This is a genomic window from Microbacterium maritypicum MF109 (genome assembly GCF_000455825.1).
Taxonomy (GTDB): domain Bacteria; phylum Actinomycetota; class Actinomycetes; order Actinomycetales; family Microbacteriaceae; genus Microbacterium; species Microbacterium maritypicum_A.
This window is the reverse complement of sequence record NZ_ATAO01000219.1, coordinates 1-315: the sequence shown is the minus strand read 5'-3', so window position 1 is coordinate 315 and position 315 is coordinate 1. Positions and strand designations below refer to the sequence as shown.

Below are 315 nucleotides of genomic sequence, written 5' to 3'. Positions count from 1 at the left end.
TATAAGAGACAGGGATAGGGGTGAAAGGCCAATCAAACTTCGTGATAGCTGGTTCTCTCCGAAATGCATTTAGGTGCAGCGTTGCGTGTTTCTTGCCGGAGGTAGAGCTACTGGATGGCCGATGGGCCCTACAAGGTTACTGACGTCAGCCAAACTCCGAATGCCGGTAAGTGAGAGCGCAGCAGTGAGACTGTGGGGGATAAGCTTCATAGTCGAGAGGGAAACAACCCAGACCACCAACTAAGGTCCCAAAGCGCGTGCTAAGTGGGAAAGGATGTGGAGTTGCCTTGACAACCAGGAGGCTGTCTCTTATAC

At 52.1% G+C, this 315-nt stretch carries 1 rRNA gene; it reads left to right on the top strand.

Going from position 1 to position 315, the window contains the following annotated elements:
- Positions 1-315 (top strand): 23S ribosomal RNA (locus L687_RS43045); the annotation flags it as partial.